A 16,620-nucleotide genomic window follows, 5' to 3' on the forward strand; every position below is an offset into this window, starting at 1 on the left:
TCCCTTTTTTATGCCGATAACCCTGCACTCCGCCCGTGTTAATCCGCTGTTCCAGGCACTACACTGGAGAGAGGAGGAACCATGACCCTTTCTTTTACCACCCACTGGCGGGATGAACTGCCGGACTTTTACACTTCCCTGTCACCGACGCCGCTCGATAACGCCCGACTCATCTGGCGCAACGCTCCGCTGGCGCAACAGCTGGGCGTCCCTGACGCGCTGTTTGCGCCGGAAAGCGGGGCCGGCGTCTGGGGCGGTGAAGCGCTGCTCCCGGGCATGTCGCCGCTGGCGCAGGTTTACAGTGGCCATCAGTTTGGCGCCTGGGCCGGCCAACTGGGCGACGGACGCGGGATCCTGCTCGGTGAGCAGCAGCTGGCGGATGGCCGCCGTTACGACTGGCATCTGAAAGGCGCCGGCCTGACCCCCTATTCACGGATGGGGGACGGCCGCGCCGTGCTGCGCTCGACGATCCGGGAAAGCCTGGCGTCGGAGGCGATGCACGCCCTGGGGATCCCGACGACGCGCGCCCTGGCGATGGTCACCAGCGATACCCCGGTCTACCGCGAGCGCGTGGAGCCTGGCGCGATGCTGATGCGGGTGGCCGAGAGCCATGTCCGCTTTGGTCATTTCGAACATTTTTACTATCGTCGCGAGCCGCAGAAGGTTCAGCAGCTGGCCGATTATGTCATTCGTCACCACTGGCCGCAGCTGCAGGATGAAGCGGACAAGTACCTGTTATGGTTCCGTGACGTTGTCACGCGTACCGCGCAGACCATTGCCAGCTGGCAAACCGTGGGCTTTGCCCATGGGGTGATGAATACCGACAACATGTCAATTCTCGGTTTGACCATCGACTACGGGCCGTATGGCTTCCTTGACGATTTTCAGCCGGACTTTATCTGCAACCACTCCGATTACCAGGGGCGCTACAGTTTTGAAAACCAGCCGGCGGTGGGGCTGTGGAATCTGCAGCGTCTGGCCCAGTCGCTGTCGCCGTTTATCAGCGCCGAAGCGCTGAACGCGGCGCTGGATGAATATCAGCACGCCTTGCTGACCGCCTATGGCCAGCGGATGCGCGACAAACTTGGCCTGTTCACTCAGCAGAAAGGGGATAACGATCTGCTCGACGGTCTGTTTGCCCTGATGATCCGCGAGAGAAGCGACTATACCCGAACGTTCCGCCTGCTGAGCCACAGCGAACAGCTCAGCGCGGCCACGCCGCTGCGCGACGAGTTTATCGACCGTGCGGCATTCGACAGCTGGTTCGCCAGCTATCGCGCGCGGCTTCGTGATGAACAGGTGGAGGATGCCCAGCGCCAGCAGCGGATGCAGGGCGTCAACCCGGCGCTGGTGTTACGTAACTGGCTGGCGCAGCGGGCGATCGAGCAGGCTGAGGCTGGCGATATGGGGGAGCTGGAACGTCTGCATGCCGCGCTGGCCGATCCCTTCACCGATCGCGAGGACGACTACGTCCGCCGGCCGCCGGACTGGGGTAAACGTCTGGAAGTCAGCTGCTCGAGCTAACTCGCCTCGCCCCGCGCGCTGCGGGGCGATTATTTGGTCAGGATCAACTTCCCGGCGTGGGTCTGGCGCAACAGATAGCGCTGGCCGCCATGCTCAATGACTACCCGTCCTTCGCTGCCTAACAGAACCCGACTGCTGATCTGTCTGTCCGTCGCCACGGGATAGGGGGCATTGTCTTTTGGTTTTTCAGCTGTGGCAGTGTTATCCATACGCGTCATAGCTCTCAAAATAAAAATCAAAGCAACAATGATAATCATTATCAATAATGTTGTTTTTGACGGCAAGCGTTATTTATCGTGTTACCGAATTTGGTAGGGGAATGTCAGAAGGGGATCGCCCACCGCAGGCGCGGCGGGCGGAGCGGTCACAGACGGGTGGCCGTGGCGGCCGCCAGTTCGCTCAATAAACGTTCGCTGTCTTCCCAGCTCAGGCAGGGATCGGTGATCGACTGGCCCCAGGCCAGCGGCTGGCCGGGAACCACTTTCTGGGTCCCTTCCTGCAGGAAGCTCTCCGCCATAATGCCGGCGATGGCGGTAGAGCCCGCGCGAATTTGCTGACAGATATCGGCGCACACCTCCAGCTGACGGCGATGCTGCTTCTGGCAGTTGCCATGGCTGAAGTCGACCACCAGCTGCTCCGGCAGATTGAATTCACGCAGCGCTTCGCCGGCGGCGGCGATATCCTCGGCGTGATAGTTCGGCCGTTTGCCGCCGCGCATAATGATATGCCCGTACGGGTTGCCGCTGGTCTGGTAAATCGTCATCTGCCCCTGCTTGTCCGGAGAGAGGAACATATGGCTGGCGCGGGAGGCGCGGATGGCGTCTACGGCGATGCGCGTATTGCCGTCGGTACCGTTTTTAAACCCGACCGGGCAGGAGAGCGCCGAGGCCATTTCACGGTGGATCTGGCTTTCCGTGGTGCGCGCCCCGATGGCTCCCCAGCTGATGAGATCGGCGATAAACTGACCGGTCACCATATCGAGAAACTCGGTGGCCGTCGGCACCCCCAGCTCATTAACCTGCAGCAGCAGGCGCCGTGCCAGTTCAATACCGTGGTTGACCCGATAGCTGCCGTTGAGGTCCGGGTCGGAGATTAAGCCTTTCCAGCCCACCACGGTACGGGGTTTTTCAAAGTAGGTGCGCATCACGATCTCCAGCTGCGGCTGGTAGCGCTCGCGCATGGTCTGCAGGCGGCGGGCATACTCCATCGCCGCGTCGGTGTCGTGAATGGAGCAGGGGCCGATAATCACCAGCAGGCGGCGGTCTTCGCCGTTGAGGATTTTTTCAATGCGGCGACGGGAGGCCGAGACGTGGGCGGCCACGTCGGCGGTGACGGGATGGCGCTGGGCCAGCTCCGCGGGCGTTACCAGGCTTTCAATGCGCGCGGTACGCAATTCGTCTGTTTTATTCATTGGGGTCTCAAAAATCTGTTTCTTCGCCAGCGAAAATGCCGGGAAGTGATGCGCATCACGATAAACCAATCCCTGCTTATTGCAAGAGCAGGGCATGATCCTGTATAGGCCACGGGTGATAGCATAAACAAATTTTTAATAATGTACTAGTTTATTAGTACATCCTGCGATTCAGCCCCATGATGTCCATGATTTTTGTCGCTATTTCCTCAACGGAATAGTTGGTGCTGTTCAGGCAGGGAATTTTATTCTTGCGATACAGCGCCTCCACTTCGGTCACTTCCATCCGACACTGGCGCAGCGAAGCGTAGCGGCTGTTCTCCCGGCGCTCCTCGCGGATCGCCGCCAGACGCTCCGGATTGATGGTCAGGCCGAACATCTTATGCTGCAGGGGTTTCAGCGACGCCGGCAGAACCAGATTGTCCATATCGTCGGCGATAAACGGATAGTTGGCGGCGCGAATGCCGTACTGCATAGCGAGGTACAGACTGGTGGGCGTCTTGCCGCAGCGCGACACGCCGAGGAGGATCACCTGCGCCTGGTCAAGGTTGCGCAGCGAGATGCCATCGTCATGGGCGAGGGTGTAATCGATGGCGGCGATGCGCGCATCGTATTTGATCAGGTTCCCGGGGTTCAGGCCGTGGGTGCGGTGGGCCACTGGCGTCGGGTCGAGGTTGAGCTCCTGCTGCAGCGGGGCCACCAGCGCCTGAACGATATCCTGACAAAAGCCCTCGCTTTGCAGAATGATATCGCGGATCTCCGGAATAACGATGGAATAGAACACCAGCGGGCGGATGCCCGTTTGCTGATAAATGGCGTCGATCTGCTCTTTCACCGCCCGCGCGCGGCTGATATTTTCCACAAACGGCAGGGTCACGCTGCTGATGGCGACCGGGAATTGCGACATGACGGCATGCCCCAGCACCTCCGCCGTAATGGCGGTACCGTCAGAAATATAAAATACGTGGCGATCTACAGCACTTTCCATTTTGACCATCCGGTATAATGAGTTTAATTGCCTGAAAGCGGATATTAAATTTAAGCATATCCCTGTTTGATTTGTCTCTTCTTAAAATTGAAACGCTATTTTTGTTTTTTATGAAAAGGGTGGTTCATTTTCTTTTTTTTGCCGTAATTTCCAGCGTTTTTTGTCATAATTCCTAAAAATCATTGAGTTATCTATATCGGGGGAACAGTCCGAAAAAAGAAAAAATAATTTGCTTGAACGATTCACCGTTTTTTTCAGCACCATAAATATGTCAGGATAATCTTGCAGTCGATCGTGAAATTTTTTTCACTGGTATTAAATCACAAAAGGATTGTCTCGATGTCCAACAATGGCTCGTCACCGCTGGTGCTTTGGTATAACCAACTCGGCATGAATGATGTAGACAGAGTTGGGGGCAAAAATGCCTCCCTTGGTGAAATGATTACGAATCTGTCCGGTATGGGTGTGTCCGTACCTAACGGGTTTGCCACCACCGCTGATGCTTTCAATCAGTTCCTGGACCAAAGCGGTGTTAACCAGCGCATTTATGCGCTGCTGGATGAAACCGACATTGACGACGTTTCCGCATTAGCGAAAGCGGGCGCGCAGATCCGACAGTGGATCATCGATACCCCCTTCCAGAGCGAACTGGAAAACGCGATTCGCGATGCTTATGACCTGCTGTCCGCCGATGACGCCGAGGCCTCATTCGCCGTGCGCTCTTCCGCCACCGCGGAAGATATGCCGGACGCCTCCTTCGCCGGGCAGCAAGAGACATTCCTCAACGTGCAGGGCTTTGACGCCGTGCTCGTTGCCGTGAAGCACGTGTTTGCTTCACTGTTTAACGATCGCGCGATCTCCTATCGCGTGCATCAGGGTTACGATCACCGCGGCGTGGCGCTCTCCGCCGGGGTGCAGAGGATGGTCCGCTCCGATCTAGCCTCCTCCGGCGTCATGTTCTCCATCGATACCGAATCCGGCTTTGACCAGGTGGTGTTTATCACCTCGGCGTGGGGTTTGGGCGAGATGGTGGTGCAGGGCGCGGTGAACCCGGACGAATTCTACGTCCACAAACCGACGCTGGCCGCTGGCCGCCCGGCGATCGTGCGCCGCACCATGGGGTCGAAAAAGATCCGCATGGTTTACGCGCCGACTCAGGAGCACGGCAAGCAGGTGCGTATCGAAGATGTGCCGCAGGCGCAGCGCGATATCTTCTCGTTAACCAACGAGGAGGTGCAGGAGCTGGCGAAGCAGGCGGTGCAGATCGAGAAGCACTACGGCCGTCCGATGGATATCGAGTGGGCGAAAGATGGCCACACCGGTAAGCTGTTTATCGTCCAGGCGCGTCCGGAAACCGTGCGTTCCCGCGGCCAGGTGATGGAGCGTTATACCCTCCACGCTCAGGGGCAGATCATCGCCGAAGGGCGCGCCATCGGCCACCGCATTGGCGCCGGTCCAGTGAAGGTGATCCACGATATCAGCGAGATGAACCGCATTGAGCCAGGCGATGTGCTGGTTACCGATATGACCGACCCGGACTGGGAACCGATCATGAAGAAAGCCTCGGCGATCGTCACCAACCGCGGCGGACGTACCTGCCACGCGGCGATCATCGCTCGTGAGCTGGGTATTCCGGCGGTGGTCGGCTGCGGCGATGCCACCGATCGCATTCAGGAAAACCAGAACGTGACCGTCTCCTGCGCCGAAGGCGACACCGGCTATGTCTACGCCGAGCTGCTGGACTTCAGCGTCAAGAGCTCCAGCGTCGGCGACATGCCGGATCTGCCGCTGAAGGTGATGATGAACGTCGGCAACCCGGATCGCGCCTTCGACTTCGCCTGCCTGCCGAACGAAGGCGTGGGTCTGGCGCGGCTGGAATTTATCATCAACCGCATGATTGGCGTTCACCCGCGCGCGCTGCTGGAGTTTGACGACCAGGAGCCGGGTCTGCAGAACGAAATCCGCGAGCTGATGAAAGGCTACGATTCGCCGAGAGAGTTCTACGTTGGCCGCCTGACCGAAGGGATCGCCACCCTTGGCGCCGCTTTCTATCCGAAACGGGTGATTGTGCGCCTCTCTGACTTCAAGTCGAACGAATACGCCAACCTGGTGGGCGGCGAGCGCTATGAGCCGGAAGAAGAGAACCCAATGCTCGGCTTCCGCGGCGCCGGACGCTACGTTTCCGAAAGCTTCCGCGACTGCTTCGCGCTGGAATGTGAAGCGATGAAGCGCGTGCGTAACGACATGGGGCTGACCAACGTCGAAGTGATGGTGCCGTTCGTCCGTACCGTCGCCCAGGCGAAAGCGGTGGTCGAAGAGCTGGAGCGTCAGGGGCTGAAGCGCGGCGAGAACGGGCTGAAGATCATCATGATGTGCGAGATCCCGTCGAACGCGTTGCTGGCCGAGCAGTTCCTCGAGTACTTCGACGGCTTCTCCATCGGCTCGAATGACATGACCCAGCTGGCGCTCGGTCTGGACCGCGACTCCGGCGTGGTCTCTGAGCTGTTTGATGAACGCAACGACGCGGTGAAAGCGCTGCTGTCGATGGCGATCCGCGCGGCGAAGCAGCAGGGTAAATACGTCGGCATCTGCGGCCAGGGGCCGTCTGACCATGAAGATTTCGCCGCCTGGCTGATGGAGGAGGGGATTGATAGCCTGTCCCTCAACCCGGATACCGTGGTGCAAACCTGGTTAGGTCTGGCGGAACTGAATAAATAAGTTCGCCCTGACAGTACAGATCCCCGGCAGCGATGCCGGGGATTTTTTTTGTCGGTGTCAGGCCGCCCGGCGTCGCGATGCGCAGGACAAAAAAAAGCCCATCGTGGGAGATGGGCAAAGACTACACACAGCAATTCGTTGTTTCACTCAGGGGATTTCCATGCTTATAAATCAAGGTGTTGATTTATAACCGTGAGCTAATAGTAGGCAGCGGGGCCTTTGCCGTCGATCAGATTCCTCTCAATAGTTAAATTGTTGTGAAGGACCGGGAGGGTAAAAGCGGGTGCGGGGCATACAAGGCTGGCGTTTTGCCGGCGATCAATAAATTTTGCTTAACAATTGTCCTGGGGGAGACAGGCGGGTCCCCCCGCCTGACAGGGCATTACTTGCGCCCGGCCTCCAGCTCGCTGAGCTCTTCGAGCACGACATCGGGGTCTTTCGGCGGCGGCGGCACTTCGTGCACCCAGGCGTCATACAGGCGCCAGGAGACGGCCAGCAGCACCGGACCGATAAACAGGCCGATCATGCCGAAGGCGATCAGCCCGCCAATGACGCCGGTAAGAATGAGGATCATCGGCAGGTCGGCGCCCATACGGATAAGCACCGGACGGATAACGTTGTCCATGGTGCCGACCACGCAGCTCCACACCAGCAGCACAGTGCCCCAGGTGGTGTCCCCGCTCCAGTAAAGCCAGATAATCGACGGCACCAGAACCAGCAAAGGCCCGAGCTGGACCAGACAGGTAAAGATCATCACCACGGTCAGCAGGGCGGCGTAGGGCACGCCGGAGATGGCAAGGCCGATCCCGCCCAGCACCGCCTGAGTGAGGGCCGTCACCACCACGCCCAGCGCCACGGCGCGCACGGCCTGGCCGGCCAGCAGCACGGCGGCGTCACCGCGTTTAGCCGCCAGGCGCGTGGCGAAATAGCGAAAACCGTAGGCTACCTGCTCGCCGCGCCAGTAAAGCAGCGCGCTGAATAACAGCATCAGGCCGCAGTAGACCAGCAGCTTGCCGATGTGCGCCGCCTGACCGACAAACCAGCTGGTGGTGGTGCCAATGTAGGGGCGAACCTTGGCCATAATCGCCGAGCCGCCCATATCCAGCAGGCCATGCCAGGCGGCGTAGAGCTTATCGCCGACCAGCGGCACGCTGTTGAGCCAGGCGAAATCCGGCAGCGTCACATTTCCGCTGCTGATGAGTTTGATCAGCGGAACGCTGTTATCCACCAGGCTGTTGACCAGCAGAGCGATAGGAATCACGAATAGCAAAAACAGCAGCAGGGTCATCGCCAGCACCGCCAGCATCCGTTTGCCGAACAGCACGCGCTGCAGACGCAGCAGCACCGGCCAGGTGGCGATCACCACGGTGCCGGCCCAGGCGAAGGACAGAATAAACGGCTGCACAACCCACAGGCAGGATATGATAATCAGGGCCAGGAACAGCACCGACAGCAGTATTTGCGGTATGTCCCGAGGCTGATGGGGGTTAATCATAGAGAATTTTTACCTTTCCAGTCGCGCCAAAAAGCTGGCGCCGCGTAAATCCATGTACTGATAATAATATCAATAATTTTGCCGGGCTGATTTTGCACAGAAAACACGTGGGCGCATATGAAAAAAATGTGATAAAAAGTTGAATGCGCTACGCAAACGTTTAGTTAGCACCAACACAATATTTTCAAACACAACATAGTCAGGCAGGGTCAAGTGTGATGATCCCACAAATTTCTCAGGCGCCAGGGGTAGTTCAACTGGTGCTGAATTTTTTGCAGGTACTGGAGCAACAGGGTTTTACCGGCGATACCGCCACCAGCTATGCCGACAGGCTGACGATGGCCACCGACAACAGCGTCTATCAGCTGCTGCCGGATGCGGTCCTGTTTCCACGTTCCACGGCAGACGTAGCGTTACTGGCGCGGGTCGCCGCCGAACCACGCTTTAAATCGCTGATCTTCACCCCGCGCGGCGGCGGCACCGGCACCAACGGCCAGGCGCTGAACGGCGGAATTATCGTCGATATGTCCCGCTATATGAACCGCATTATTGAAATCAACCCCGAAGAGGGTTGGGTGCGCGTCGAAGCCGGAGTCATCAAAGATCAGCTGAACCAGTTTCTTAAACCCTATGGTTACTTCTTTGCGCCTGAGCTCTCCACCAGCAACCGCGCCACCCTGGGCGGGATGATAAACACCGACGCCTCCGGTCAGGGATCGCTGGTGTATGGTAAAACGTCGGATCACGTGCTTGGCCTGCGGGCGGTGCTGATGGGCGGGGATATCCTCGATACCCAGGCGGTGCCGGTGGCGCTGGCGGAGACGCTTGGCAATACGCCCTCGACGATAGGGCGGATTTACAACACGGTCTACCAGCGCTGCAAGGCGCAGCGCGAGCTAATCATTGATAAGTTTCCCAAACTCAACCGCTTCCTCACCGGATACGATCTGCGCCACGTCTTTAACGATGAGATGAGCGAGTTCGACCTGACGCGTATTTTAACCGGTTCGGAAGGGACGTTGGCGTTTATCACCGAAGCGCGGCTGGATATTACCCGCCTGCCGAAGGTACGCCGGCTGGTCAACGTCAAATATGACTCCTTTGACTCTGCGCTGCGAAATGCGCCCTTTATGGTGGAGGCCAAGGCCCTGTCGGTGGAGACCGTCGACTCTAAAGTTCTCAATCTGGCGCGCGAGGATATCGTCTGGCACTCGGTGAACGAACTGATCACCGACGTACCGGATAAAGAGATGCTCGGGCTCAATATCGTCGAATTCGCCGGGGATGACGCGGCGCTGATTGACCAGCAGGTCACCACGCTGTGCCAGCGTCTGGACGAGCTGATGGCCCGCAGCGAGGCGGGGGTCATCGGCTGGCAGGTCTGTCACGATCTTGATGGTGTGGAGCGCATCTACGCCATGCGCAAGAAGGCGGTAGGCCTGTTGGGCAATGCCAAAGGCGCCGCCAAGCCGATCCCCTTTGCCGAGGATACCTGCGTCCCGCCCGAACACCTGGCGGATTATATCGTCGAGTTTCGCGCGCTGCTCGACAGCCACGGCCTGAGCTACGGCATGTTTGGCCACGTCGACGCCGGGGTGCTGCACGTGCGCCCGGCGCTGGACATGTGCGATCCGCAGCAGGAGGTGCTGATGAAGCAGATCTCCGACGATGTGGTAGCGCTGACGGCGAAATATGGCGGTCTGCTGTGGGGGGAACATGGCAAAGGCTTCCGCGCCGAGTACAGCCCGGCATTCTTTGGCGAGGCGCTGTACGGCGAGCTGCGGAAGATCAAAGCGGTCTTCGATCCGGATAACCGCCTGAACCCGGGGAAAATTTGTCCGCCGGAAGGGATCGACGCGCCGATGATGAAAGTCGACGCGGTGAAGCGCGGCACCTGGGATCGGCAGATCCCTATCGCGGTGCGCAGCGCCTGGCGCGGGGCGATGGAGTGTAATGGCAACGGGCTGTGCTTCAACTTTGACGTAAAAAGCCCGATGTGTCCGTCGATGAAGGTGAGCAACCAGCGCATCCACTCGCCGAAAGGGCGGGCGACGCTGGTCCGCGAATGGCTGCGTCTGCTGGCGGATCGCGGCGTCGATCCCAATCAGCTGGAGAAGGCGCTGCCGGAGCAGGGCGTTAGCCTGCGCTCGCTGGTGGCGCGCACGCGCAACAGCTGGCATGCGCGCAAAGGGGAATATGATTTCTCGCACGAGGTCAAAGAGGCGATGTCCGGCTGTCTGGCCTGCAAAGCCTGTTCGACCCAGTGCCCGATCAAAATCGATGTCCCGGAGTTCCGCTCACGCTTCCTGCAGCTGTACCACAGCCGCTATCTGCGGCCGGTGCGCGATCATCTGGTGGCGTCGGTGGAGTCCTATGCGCCGCTGATGGCCCAGGCGCCGAAGACTTTTAACTTCTTCATGAACCAGCCGTGGCTGAAAAAGCTGTCGGAGAAGCATATCGGGATGGTCGATCTGCCGCTGCTCTCGGCGCCGTCGCTGAAGCAGCAGATGGCCGGCCACCGCTCCGCCAACATGACCCTTGAGCAGCTCGAAGCGCTGAGCGCCGAGCAGAAAGCGAAGATGGTGCTGGTGGTACAGGATCCCTTTACCAGCTATTACGACGCCCAGGTGGTGGCTGACTTTATCCGTCTGGTTGAGGCCTTAGGCTATCAGCCGGTGCTGCTGCCGTTCTCGCCGAACGGCAAGGCGCAGCATATTAAAGGATTCCTGACCCGCTTCGCGCGCACCGCGCAGAAAACGGCAGACTTCCTTAACCGCGTGGCGCAGCTGGGTATGCCGCTGGTCGGCGTCGATCCGGCGCTGGTGCTCTGCTACCGCGATGAATACAAGCAAACGCTTGGCGACAAGCGCGGCGATTTTCAGGTGCTGTTAGTCCATGAGTGGTTGCCGAAGGTCCTGACCGCCGACGCCCGTCCCGATCCGGGCGGCGAGCCCTGGTACCTGTTCGGTCACTGTACGGAAGTGACCGCGCTGCCGGCGGCGACGAAGCAGTGGGCAGAGATTTTTGCCCACTTCGGCGCGAAGCTGGAAAACGTCAGCGTCGGGTGCTGCGGGATGGCAGGCACCTATGGTCATGAAGTGAAAAACCATGCCAACTCGCTGGCCATTTACGCGCTCTCCTGGCAGCAGGCGATGCAGCGGCTGCCGCGTAACCGCTGTCTGGTGACGGGCTACTCCTGCCGCAGCCAGGTGAAGCGCATTGAAGGCAGCGGCGTTCGCCACCCGCTGCAGGCGTTACTGGAGATAATCGGATGATTTGGAAACGTCAGGCCACGCTGGAGCAGCTCAACCGGCTCGGTGAGGGAAACATGGTAGGGCTGTTGGATATTCGTTTTGAGACCTTTACCGACGATACGCTGGAGGCCACCATGCCGGTGGATGGCCGCACACAGCAGCCGTTTGGCCTGCTGCACGGCGGGGCGTCGGTGGTGCTGGCGGAGACGCTGGGGTCGGTGGCGGGTTATCTGTGCAGCGAAGGCGAACAGAAGGTGGTGGGGCTGGAGGTTAACGCCAACCACATTCGTTCGGCGCGCGGGGGCCGGGTGCGGGGCGTGTGCAAAGCGCTGCACGTCGGGACTCGCCACCAGGTCTGGCAAATTGAAATCTTCGACGAACAGTCGCGATTATGCTGTTCATCGCGGCTAACCACCGCGGTAATATAAGTCATGACCGGGAGGCGAATAGCCTCCCTTTTTTCAGGGGAATAAGCGGGGGCGGGGCCGTCAGCGCGAAACATCAGGCCAGCAGCGCTACCGCGCGGCGGCAAGAAATTATCTAATAAATAGATTATTACCGATCCAATCTCGTTATATATGCTACTCTTTTCAATACGAAATGCTTAAAGGTAACAAGAGGACGGTTAACCATGGGTATTCTTTCCTGGATCATTTTTGGACTTATTGCCGGTATTTTAGCCAAGTGGATTATGCCGGGGAAAGACGGCGGCGGGTTTATTGTAACCATTATTCTGGGGATCATCGGCGCCGTGGTCGGCGGCTGGATCAGTACCTTCTTTGGTTTTGGCAAAGTCGACGGGTTTAATTTCGGCAGCTTCGTGGTGGCGGTAATCGGTGCGCTGGTCGTGCTGTTTATCTACCGTAAAGTGCGCAGCTAATTTTCTGCATTCTGTTTTATTCAAGCTAACAAAAGCTGCCGCGATAAGCGGCAGCTTTTTTATTATCTCAGGACTCAGGCAGAGCGCCCACGCCAGGGCTATTTCCCGTCGGCATCCTCCGCAACCGGCACCACCTCAACGTGAACTTCGTAGTGCTTCGCCTGACCGGTGGGGATCAGGGCGGTCAGTTTGTTAATGGTTTCCGCCGGCGTATCGGTCGCGACCGTTGCTGAAAACAGCACCGGCTTGCGCGGCGGAAACGGTGGCGGGAACGGCGGTTGGGGGCCATGACCCATCTCCAGCGGAGGACGACCGCCGTTGTCGACAACGGGCGTCGGGGCGTCGGTTTTATCGGCGGCAAACGCGCTGGCGGCGGCCACGGCGGCGATAGCGAACAGGGCAAGGAGAGCTTTTTTCATCTGGTATTCCTCGATTAACAAGTACCAAAAGAGTAGAGGGCGGCGGCAGGCGGGACAATCCCGTGCGGCGCGAATCCTCTGAATCTCCTTTATTCCTCGCGAATGTGAAGGTCAGATGAGAGCGGGTGTCATTGTGTTCGGGAGCCTCTTAATTCAGCAGTACGCTCATAATCAGCAGCACGGCCATGCACATCGACATAATACTGATATCAACAATCATTCTGTACGACAAAAGCTCCAGCTAAACGGGTACGACGGCTATGTTAAAGCACGTATTATAGTGGTTAAAGATTGTACCCTGGCATACATTCACACCACAAACGTTTATTAGCCTGACGTGGCCTGAACTGCCGCCCCTGACCATGGCATCATGACGATACCTCGAGTACACCTGGCGCTTAGCGGAGCAACATGAGGATAGCTCATGTTGCAATGAATTTAAGTCGCTTTCCCTCCATCACCGACTCTGGCAAAAATAGACCCATTAACGAATCAACAACATTTACCGGTTGAAGCGCGCCAGGTCTGACTCTGCGTCGCCTGTGGAAAATACTCCGCTTATTCCGCTTTATGCCCGACACCAGGATGGACAATCGCCATGAATAACGAATTTACCTATACGATTAAGCGCAGCCGGTTTGATGAAAATTATAACCCTGCGGAAAATACGCGTATTACCACCAACTTTGCCAATTTGGCCAGAGGGGAGAGCCGTCAGGACAATCTGCGCAATACGTTAATCATGATGAATAACCGGTTTAATACCCTGGCGCACTGGGATAATCCCTACAACGATCGCTATGCGGTGGAACTGGATATTATTTCTGTCGAGATGAATATTGCTCAGGATGCCGCCAGTTTTCCGGTGATAGAGATCTTGCAAACGCATATTGTCGATAAAAAAACCGGTGAGCGCCATGCCGGTATCGTCGGCAATAACTTCTCTTCGTATGTGCGGGATTATGATTTTAGCGTGCTGCTGCTGGAGCATAATAAAGACCAAAACCGCTTCAGCGTGCCCGAAAACTTTGGCGAGCTGCACGGCAATATCTTTAAGGATTTCGTGCAATCCAGCGCCTATAAGACCAGCTTCAGCAAGGCGCCGGTGATTTGCCTGAGCGTATCCAGCAAAGATGTTTACCGTCGCACTGGCAACGAACATCCGGTCCTCGGCATTGAATATGCCCAGGAAGGCGTCTCGCTGACCGAGCGCTATTTCAGCAAAATGGGGCTGCAGGTGCGCTATTTTATGCCAAAACATAGCGTCGCGCCGTTGGCCTTCTATTTTTCCGGCGATCTGCTCAGCGATTACACCAGCCTGGAGCTGATCGCGACCATCAGCACGATGGAGACGTTTCAGAAAATATACCGACCGGAGATCTACAACGCGAATTCTGCGGCGGGGCAATACTATCAGCCCAATCTCAATCACCTGGATCATTCCGTCACCAAAATTGTTTATGACCGGGAAGAGCGCAGCCTGTTGGCGATAGAGCAGGGTAAATTTACACAACAACATTTTATCAACCCGCACAAGACGTTGCTTGAGCAATGGTCTGCTAACTTCGCGCTTTGCTAAACCAAAATAAAAGGCTACTGATTATGAAAACATGGCTTCCGACATCGACCGCCGGCAGTTTACCGAAACCTTCCTGGCTGGCGCAGCCAGAGACCCTGTGGTCGCCCTGGAAACTGTCCAGCGAAGAATTACTGGCCGGCAAGCGCGACGCCCTGCGTTTGTCCCTCGACGACCAGCTGCGGGCCGGGATCGATATTGTCAGCGACGGCGAGCAAACGCGGCAGCACTTTGTCACCACCTTTATTGAGCACCTCAGCGGCGTTGATTTTGCCAAACGCGAGATCGTGAAAATTCGTAACCGCTATGAGGCCAGTGTTCCAACCGTGGTGGGCGCCGTGGAGCGCCAGAAACCGGTCTTCGTTGAGGACGCGCGCTATCTGCGTCAGCTCACCAGTCAGCCGATTAAATGGGCGCTGCCGGGCCCAATGACCATGATCGACACGCTGTATGACAACCACTATAAAAGCCGGGAAAAGCTGGCCTGGGAGTTCGCCAAAATCCTCAATCAGGAAGCGAAAGAGTTAGAGGCCGCCGGGGTCGATATTATTCAGTTCGATGAGCCGGCCTTCAACGTCTTCTTCGATGAGGTGAACGACTGGGGGATCGCCGCGCTGGAACGAGCCACCGAAGGGCTGAAGTGCGAGACGGCGGTGCATATCTGCTACGGCTACGGCATCAAGGCCAATACCGACTGGAAAAAAACGTTGGGCTCTGAGTGGCGTCAGTATGAGGAGGCCTTCCCACAGCTGCAGAAATCGTCCCTAGATATTATCTCTCTCGAGTGCCACAACTCGCGGGTGCCGATGGATCTGCTGGAACTGATCCGCGGTAAAAAGGTGATGGTCGGAGCCATCGATGTGGCCAGCCATGCTATCGAAACCCCGGAAGAGGTGGCCGCTACCCTGCGCAAGGCGCTGGCGTTCGTCGATGCCGACAAGCTCTATCCGTCCACCAACTGCGGTATGGCGCCGCTGCCGCGCCAGGTTGCGACCGGCAAACTGCACGCCTTAAGCGCCGGCGCCGAGATCGTTCGCCGCGAGCTGGCGGCACAATAAGGCGGGCTGGCCTCCGTGCGCTTCCCCCGGTTAACTTCCTGAGCGGGCCGTTGCCCGCTCAGCGTCAGGTTGCCGCCAGCGGGCGGCAGATCGCCCGCAGGGCCACGGCGCTGCACAACGGAAACAGCGCCAGCAGAAGCCAGGGATAGACCGCCTGCGGCGAGGGGGTGAGCGCCTGGTCCAGCATATGGCCGAGCAGCAAATTCCCGGCTAACACCGCGCAACCCCCCGCCGTGGCGAGCGCCCCGTAGTGGGCGCCCAGCTTCGACTCCTCGGCGAACAGCGGGATCAGATCCTTGGCTGAGGGCACCAGCAGCATCTGGCCGAGGGTGAGCAGCGTGACAAAGCAGGCCGACGGCAATAATCGCAGCCAGCCTTCGGCGGGCGACGAGGCGGCGAATAACGCCACGCTGACAAAAGAAGCCGACAGCAGCAGAAAGCCCACCGGCAGAATGCGCACGGCGCCAATACGTCGGGCGAAACGGGCGAGAGGAAGCTGCAGGGTAATAATCAATAGCGAGGCCAGCATAAAAAGCGGCGCCAGATCCTGCTCACGGCCTCCGGCGCGTTGGATCTCCACCGGCAGGGCGAGGTACAGCTGGTTATAGCTCAACAGCCATGAGCTGTAGGCGATAATAAACGCGACAAAGCGCGGCTGACGCAAAGGGGTCCACCACGGCACCCGGCTGCGCGTTTGTGTCCGCTGCCCGTCGGCGGGCAGACAGAAAAAGAGCACCAGCAGCGCCAGAAGAAATAGCCCCGCGCCGGCGAGGGCGATATGTCGAAAGCCGATCCCGCTCAGCAGCCCTCCGGCCACCGGTCCGATAACCGCCCCCAGTTCACCGCACACTGCAAACAGCGCAAACCACTCGGCGCGGCTGCGTTTTCCGTTGGCCTGGCTGTGGGTACCGGTCCGCGCCAGCAGGGCCTCGATCGACGGAGAAAACAGCGCTCCGCCGACGCCGGTCAGGCAGGCGCCGAGGATAATAGGCTCCAGCGTTGTGCCGCACGCCAGCAGCAGATAGCCGGCGACGCGAACCACGCAGCCGGCGAGGATGATCGCCTTAGCGCCATAGCGGTCGGCCAGCGTCCCGCCGATGATAAACATGCCCTGCTGGGAGAAGGTGCGCAGCCCGAGGATCAGGCCGATAAGCCCGCCGGAGAGCAGCATCTCGTCGCGCAGGAAGAGGGCAAGGAAAGGGACGACCGCATAAAAGCCAATATTAAAAACGAACTGGCTTCCCAGTAAAACGGGAGGCCAGAGGGTCGCCGCAGGGCGCAGGGAGAAGAGAGGCAT

Annotated in this window: 13 protein-coding genes, 1 other RNA gene and 1 pseudogene; 7 read left to right on the top strand and 8 right to left on the bottom strand. The window is 58.4% G+C overall.

The window, feature by feature from the left end:
* Positions 1-81 precede the first annotated feature (81 nt).
* A complete protein-coding gene (selO, locus tag ABLV04_RS09870) occupies positions 82-1,524 on the top strand; it encodes a protein adenylyltransferase SelO (protein WP_023290104.1) in 1,443 nt (480 codons plus the stop codon).
* A 29-nt stretch (positions 1,525-1,553) separates the two neighbouring features.
* On the opposite strand, the gene hemP is transcribed toward selO, so the two are convergent.
* From hemP to ABLV04_RS09890, 4 genes and pseudogenes are all read right to left on the bottom strand, one after another.
* Positions 1,554-1,733, bottom strand: a complete 180-nt coding sequence (gene hemP / locus ABLV04_RS09875; protein ID WP_023290103.1) for a hemin uptake protein HemP — start codon at positions 1,731-1,733, stop codon at positions 1,554-1,556.
* A gap of 155 nt (positions 1,734-1,888) precedes the next feature.
* Positions 1,889-2,935 (bottom strand): 3-deoxy-7-phosphoheptulonate synthase AroH, encoded by a 1,047-nt coding sequence (gene aroH / locus ABLV04_RS09880; protein WP_032453261.1) that lies wholly within the window; start codon positions 2,933-2,935, stop codon positions 1,889-1,891.
* Positions 2,936-3,089: 154 nt separating this feature from the next.
* Positions 3,090-3,923 carry a pyruvate, water dikinase regulatory protein gene (locus tag ABLV04_RS09885; protein ID WP_002909061.1) on the bottom strand — a complete coding sequence of 278 codons (834 nt, stop codon included), beginning with the start codon at positions 3,921-3,923 and terminating at the stop codon, positions 3,090-3,092.
* 147 nt (positions 3,924-4,070) lie between these two features.
* Positions 4,071-4,187: pseudogene (locus ABLV04_RS09890) on the bottom strand (hypothetical protein); the annotation flags it as partial.
* A 75-nt stretch (positions 4,188-4,262) separates the two neighbouring features.
* On the opposite strand from ABLV04_RS09890, the gene ppsA reads away from it, so the two are divergent.
* The gene (gene ppsA, locus ABLV04_RS09895) at positions 4,263-6,641 is read left to right on the top strand and encodes a phosphoenolpyruvate synthase (RefSeq protein ID WP_004203115.1); all 2,379 of its coding nucleotides are present in this window, start codon (positions 4,263-4,265) and stop codon (positions 6,639-6,641) included.
* Between the two features lie 86 nt (positions 6,642-6,727).
* Here the strand turns inward: ppsA and rprA are convergent.
* Positions 6,728-6,835: antisense sRNA RprA (rprA, locus tag ABLV04_RS09900), an RNA gene on the bottom strand.
* Positions 6,836-7,023: 188 nt separating this feature from the next.
* Positions 7,024-8,136, bottom strand: coding sequence for an AI-2E family transporter YdiK (gene ydiK, locus ABLV04_RS09905; protein ID WP_023290101.1), 1,113 nt, complete (start codon positions 8,134-8,136; stop codon positions 7,024-7,026).
* A 218-nt stretch (positions 8,137-8,354) separates the two neighbouring features.
* On the opposite strand from ydiK, the gene ABLV04_RS09910 reads away from it, so the two are divergent.
* From ABLV04_RS09910 to ABLV04_RS09920, 3 genes are all read left to right on the top strand, one after another.
* Positions 8,355-11,411, top strand: coding sequence for an FAD-binding and (Fe-S)-binding domain-containing protein (locus ABLV04_RS09910; RefSeq protein WP_032453253.1), 3,057 nt, complete (start codon positions 8,355-8,357; stop codon positions 11,409-11,411).
* A complete protein-coding gene (gene menI / locus ABLV04_RS09915) occupies positions 11,408-11,818 on the top strand; it encodes a 1,4-dihydroxy-2-naphthoyl-CoA hydrolase (RefSeq protein WP_023290099.1) in 411 nt (136 codons plus the stop codon). Before ABLV04_RS09910 ends, menI begins: the two co-directional genes overlap by 4 nt.
* A gap of 203 nt (positions 11,819-12,021) precedes the next feature.
* Positions 12,022-12,270 carry a GlsB/YeaQ/YmgE family stress response membrane protein gene (locus ABLV04_RS09920; RefSeq protein WP_004203110.1) on the top strand — a complete coding sequence of 83 codons (249 nt, stop codon included), beginning with the start codon at positions 12,022-12,024 and terminating at the stop codon, positions 12,268-12,270.
* Positions 12,271-12,368: 98 nt separating this feature from the next.
* On the opposite strand, the gene ABLV04_RS09925 is transcribed toward ABLV04_RS09920, so the two are convergent.
* Complete coding sequence (locus tag ABLV04_RS09925; protein WP_064154444.1) at positions 12,369-12,689, bottom strand: hypothetical protein; 321 nt, start codon at positions 12,687-12,689, stop codon at positions 12,369-12,371.
* Between the two features lie 598 nt (positions 12,690-13,287).
* Here ABLV04_RS09925 and ABLV04_RS09930 point away from each other — a divergent pair.
* A complete protein-coding gene (locus tag ABLV04_RS09930; protein ID WP_032453251.1) occupies positions 13,288-14,268 on the top strand; it encodes a DUF1852 domain-containing protein in 981 nt (326 codons plus the stop codon).
* A 23-nt stretch (positions 14,269-14,291) separates the two neighbouring features.
* Complete coding sequence (locus ABLV04_RS09935; protein WP_023290096.1) at positions 14,292-15,323, top strand: methionine synthase; 1,032 nt, start codon at positions 14,292-14,294, stop codon at positions 15,321-15,323.
* A gap of 64 nt (positions 15,324-15,387) precedes the next feature.
* On the opposite strand, the gene ABLV04_RS09940 is transcribed toward ABLV04_RS09935, so the two are convergent.
* On the bottom strand, positions 15,388-16,620 hold the full coding sequence (locus ABLV04_RS09940) for an MFS transporter (RefSeq protein WP_180265596.1): 1,233 nt from the start codon (positions 16,618-16,620) through the stop codon (positions 15,388-15,390).

This window comes from Klebsiella sp. JN_Kp127, from assembly GCF_040062505.1.
GTDB lineage: Bacteria > Pseudomonadota > Gammaproteobacteria > Enterobacterales > Enterobacteriaceae > Klebsiella > Klebsiella quasipneumoniae.

Excerpts from the sequence above, each read along its gene's own strand:
- selO (WP_023290104.1), top strand. The coding sequence starts at position 82 with ATGACCCTTTCTTTTACCACCCACTGGCGGGATGAACTGCCGGACTTT.
- hemP (WP_023290103.1), bottom strand. The coding sequence starts at position 1,733 with ATGGATAACACTGCCACAGCTGAAAAACCAAAAGACAATGCCCCCTAT.
- aroH (WP_032453261.1), bottom strand. The coding sequence starts at position 2,935 with ATGAATAAAACAGACGAATTGCGTACCGCGCGCATTGAAAGCCTGGTA.
- ABLV04_RS09885 (WP_002909061.1), bottom strand. The coding sequence starts at position 3,923 with ATGGAAAGTGCTGTAGATCGCCACGTATTTTATATTTCTGACGGTACC.
- ppsA (WP_004203115.1), top strand. The coding sequence starts at position 4,263 with ATGTCCAACAATGGCTCGTCACCGCTGGTGCTTTGGTATAACCAACTC.
- ydiK (WP_023290101.1), bottom strand. The coding sequence starts at position 8,136 with ATGATTAACCCCCATCAGCCTCGGGACATACCGCAAATACTGCTGTCG.
- ABLV04_RS09910 (WP_032453253.1), top strand. The coding sequence starts at position 8,355 with ATGATCCCACAAATTTCTCAGGCGCCAGGGGTAGTTCAACTGGTGCTG.
- menI (WP_023290099.1), top strand. The coding sequence starts at position 11,408 with ATGATTTGGAAACGTCAGGCCACGCTGGAGCAGCTCAACCGGCTCGGT.
- ABLV04_RS09920 (WP_004203110.1), top strand. The coding sequence starts at position 12,022 with ATGGGTATTCTTTCCTGGATCATTTTTGGACTTATTGCCGGTATTTTA.
- ABLV04_RS09925 (WP_064154444.1), bottom strand. The coding sequence starts at position 12,689 with ATGAAAAAAGCTCTCCTTGCCCTGTTCGCTATCGCCGCCGTGGCCGCC.
- ABLV04_RS09930 (WP_032453251.1), top strand. The coding sequence starts at position 13,288 with ATGAATAACGAATTTACCTATACGATTAAGCGCAGCCGGTTTGATGAA.
- ABLV04_RS09935 (WP_023290096.1), top strand. The coding sequence starts at position 14,292 with ATGAAAACATGGCTTCCGACATCGACCGCCGGCAGTTTACCGAAACCT.
- ABLV04_RS09940 (WP_180265596.1), bottom strand. The coding sequence starts at position 16,620 with ATGCCTCTCTTCTCCCTGCGCCCTGCGGCGACCCTCTGGCCTCCCGTT.